Origin of the sequence: Paracoccus sp. (in: a-proteobacteria), assembly GCF_039808215.1 — a bacterium.
In the GTDB taxonomy this organism is placed as follows: Bacteria; Pseudomonadota; Alphaproteobacteria; order Rhodobacterales; family Rhodobacteraceae; genus Paracoccus.
Genome location: NZ_JBDHSP010000141.1, coordinates 1 through 3,462 on the forward strand (window position 1 = coordinate 1; position 3,462 = coordinate 3,462).

Consider the following 3,462-nt stretch of genomic DNA (forward strand, 5'->3'; position numbering starts at 1 on the left):
CCCGTACTTTTGATATTCCCGATATCCGATGAACGTCCGGACGCGGTCGATCATCTTTTTCGTCTCTTCCGCTCTCCGCTCCCCGTCCGGCGATGACCGCAGACGCTCGAGCACCTCCAACTCCTTTTTCTGCGCCTCTCTTCGCCCCTGCTCGAAACGCCGCGCGCTCTCGCCCGGCTCGAAATTCCTGATATTGCCGAGGATGATGGGCAGAAGCATCGTCGGGTGCTCGCTCCAGCGCGGCCGCGTGATGTCGATCTCGCCGGCGCAGCGCATGCCGTATTGGTCGAGGAAGGCGCGGATCGCGGCGCGCGCCTCTCGCCCGACGTCGAGTTCGGGCAGCTCGTCGAGGAAATGATCGTCTTTTGCCTGCTGGAGATACGCCACCACGTCCGCATACGGACGAATCGCGTCCGCGACGTCCACGAGCGCCCATCCCATCTCCGAGGTGACGTTGTGGGGAGCGGATTGCGTGAGGGCGTCGGTGGCGTTCTTCTCCCCGAGCCAAGCCTCGAGGTGCTCGCTAAGCCACCACGTGGCCTCCATGCCCGCCATGACCACGCGCATGTTCTGCGGATCGATCAGGGTCCGCTTCAGCTCCTGACTGTCGGCGCGAAGGAAATCGAAGAGCTCCTCTCCCGATTTCTCGACCACGGCGCGCCTCGAAGCGGCGTTCTCCGCCTCCCATCGCTCGATGAGCGCGGCCGGGATCGTCGGGTCCGGCTCGAGTGGCGGCGGCGGCGCGACGGCGGCGGGCGCCTCCGCCGGGAGCGACGGGATGAAGCCGCGCTCCACGACCGTCTCCAACGCATCCCGGAACCACGGATCGGATTTTCCGACGAGGTCGAGGAGCGCCGCGCGCCGGGCGGGCGAAGCGAGGCTCCGGGTGACGTCGACGAAGAGCCTCGCGCCCGCTTCGAGCATGGGCGCGGCGGCGATCATTTGCCAAACGGAGATCCCGAGCGGCTTCATCGCGTCCGTCATCATTTGCTGGTGACCGACGGAGACGTAGACGTGGTTCTCCCCGTCCGCGGCGGCGGGGATGGGGAAGAGCGTCGTGATCGGCCGGCTCTGAACGATCGAGAATTCATCGTCGAGCAGGCACCACTCGATGTCCTGCGGCCGGCCGAAGTGCGCTTCGATCCTCCGGCCCAGCGCCGCGAGACGAATGGCCTGCGCGTCCGTCAGCGCCGCTTCGTCGCGCCGGATCGTCTTGCCGACGACGTCGCCGCCGCGGACCTCGTAGACGTCGCCGTTCACGAGGCCGGAGACGAGCGCCTCGCCGAGCCCGAGCGTGGCCTCGATCGACGCGACCTTCCGATTCCCGCGGATCGGATCGGCGGTGAAGAGGATCCCGGCCGCCTCCGCGAAGACCATCCGCTGCACCACGACCGCCATGCGGACGCGCCGGTGGTCGAAGCCGTTTCGCAGGCGATACGTCACGGCGCGCTCCGTGAAGAGGGAGGCCCAGCAGCGGCGGACGTGCTCGAGGATCGCCGCGGGGCCCACCACGTTCAGGTACGAGTCCTGCTGGCCCGCGAACGATGCTCCCGGCAGGTCCTCCGCCGTCGCGCTCGATCGGACGGCGTAGGCCTCATGCTCGCCGAGCGCGGCGAGCGCGCGCCGGATCGCGGCGGCGAGATCGTCACGAATCGTGACCCCTTCGATCTCCTCCCGAACCTCCGCGCTCCGCGCGCGGATCGCCTCGTGGTCGTCGGGGGCGAGACCCGCGAGCCGGTCGATTCGCGCGATGATCGACGGCGTCTCTTGCACGACGCGCTCGAACGCGTTCGTCGTGACGCAGAACCCCGCCGGCACACGGACGTGCTCGATCCGCGAGAGCTCTCCCAAGTGCGCGCCCTTGCCGCCGGCGAGCGCGATCTGCGTCGCGTCGATCTCGTGGAAGCCCAAGACGTAGGCCTTTTCGTCGTGCATTCCCAACCTCCTCGTCGCTCGAGGCCGAGAACTTTGCGGCAGACCCGGGGCCTTGCCGCAAGCCCCCCGGTCTGGCATATGTTGGCCGTGGGAGGGGCGGTGAGGGGCCCGGCCACCTCGCTTCGCGTGTTGGCCCTCGCGACGAGGTCGTCGCCGTTCAACGACCCGCGCGGCGCAACACCAGCGTCTTCCCGAGCAGCGCCAGGAACGCCGAGTTCGTGACCAGGTAGCGCTTCCAGAGCTTCTTCGGCTCCATCGCGAGGCGCCAGAACCACTCCATCCCCGCCTCCTGCATCAAGCGCGGCGCGCGCGGGACGAAGCCGGCCATGACGTCGAACGCGCCGCCCACACCGAGCATCGCCGGCGTGCTCAGCGCCTCGCGGTGCTCCTCGCACCAGATCTCCTTGAACGGCGCGGGCATCCCCACGAGCAGCAAATCCGCGTTCGACTCGCGGATCATCTCCGTGATGGCGGGATAATCCGGCTCCTTGAAATACCCATTTCGCGTCCCCGCGATCGTCACGCCCGGATAGCGCGCGCGGATCACGCGCTCGAGCACCTCGAGCCGATCCTGCTTCGTCCCGAGGAGGAAAATCCGGAGCCCGTGCCGATCTCCCTCCTCGAGCAGCCGGCGCATCAGGTCCACGCCCGACACCTTCTCCGGCACCGGCGCCTTCAGCCACTTCGACGTCCAGACGAGCGGCTTGCCGTCGACGACCACGAGATCCGCTTTGTCGATCGCGTTTTGGAGCTTCGGATCGTCCTTCGCCATCATCAGAATGGCCACGTTCACGGTGATGATGTGATGGCTCTTCCGCTCCGGATCCTTGATCCAATCGAAGACGAGCTTCACCGTCGCGTCTTCCGTGATCGCGTCGAACGGACAACCCAATAGATCGATGCGCTCCGTCACTTGGCCGGCTGCGCTTTCTTCAGGATCTCCACGATTCGCTGGTTGGCTTTGCCGTCGCCGTAAGGATTATGGGCGCGGCTCATCGACGCGTAATGCCCTTCGTCGTCCAGCAGCTTCAGCGACTCGCTGACGGCATGCGATCGTCGTTGAGCGGAACGAATCGCGAGCCCATTTTGGTTTCCCATGACGCACTTGGCTATTTCGCACAAGCAACAGGACTCAATATCGTGGGTTCGTTGACGCCGGGATTCGATCGACGTGATGAGCAAAACGCGGATCACTTCAATCAGACCATCGAAGCGACAAAGCAATCCTCAAAATGCATCATTGTTGTTGTTGACGACATCGCACTCGATCGCGCACGCGAAGCGCGGTCACTTCTCAACAACGCGGTGGTTATTGATAGCGAGTCGCTTGTTGTGGACTCGCTCGGCGAAGTTGGCTCGGGAACAGAGACGTATCTTGAAGCGATGCAACACAACGTCGACGTGTTGTCATCGGCACTGCGCGGGTCGTGATTACGCGTTGTTCTTCGGGGGTTGTGATCCACCCGACGACGGCGCGCCTTCGTTGCTTGCTTTCGTGAACTCGTTGCGAGCTTGGGTGATGCTGCG

Annotated in this window: 3 protein-coding genes; 1 reads left to right on the plus strand and 2 read right to left on the minus strand. The window is 65.3% G+C overall.

From position 1 onward, the window contains the following. Together WMK75_RS18625 and WMK75_RS18630 are read right to left on the minus strand one after the other, a co-directional pair. Window positions 1-1,935, minus strand: a 1,935-nt coding sequence (locus tag WMK75_RS18625) for a phosphoenolpyruvate synthase (RefSeq protein WP_347269072.1), incomplete at its 3' end; no start/stop codon positions are given. 157 nt (window positions 1,936-2,092) lie between these two features. Then, window positions 2,093-2,848 (minus strand): WecB/TagA/CpsF family glycosyltransferase, encoded by a 756-nt coding sequence (locus WMK75_RS18630; protein ID WP_347269073.1) that lies wholly within the window; start codon window positions 2,846-2,848, stop codon window positions 2,093-2,095. Window positions 2,849-2,940: 92 nt separating this feature from the next. Here WMK75_RS18630 and WMK75_RS18635 point away from each other — a divergent pair, with 92 nt between their 5' ends. Continuing rightward, window positions 2,941-3,366 carry a zinc ABC transporter substrate-binding protein gene (locus tag WMK75_RS18635; RefSeq protein WP_347269074.1) on the plus strand — a complete coding sequence of 142 codons (426 nt, stop codon included), beginning with the start codon at window positions 2,941-2,943 and terminating at the stop codon, window positions 3,364-3,366. Window positions 3,367-3,462: the final 96 nt, after the last annotated feature.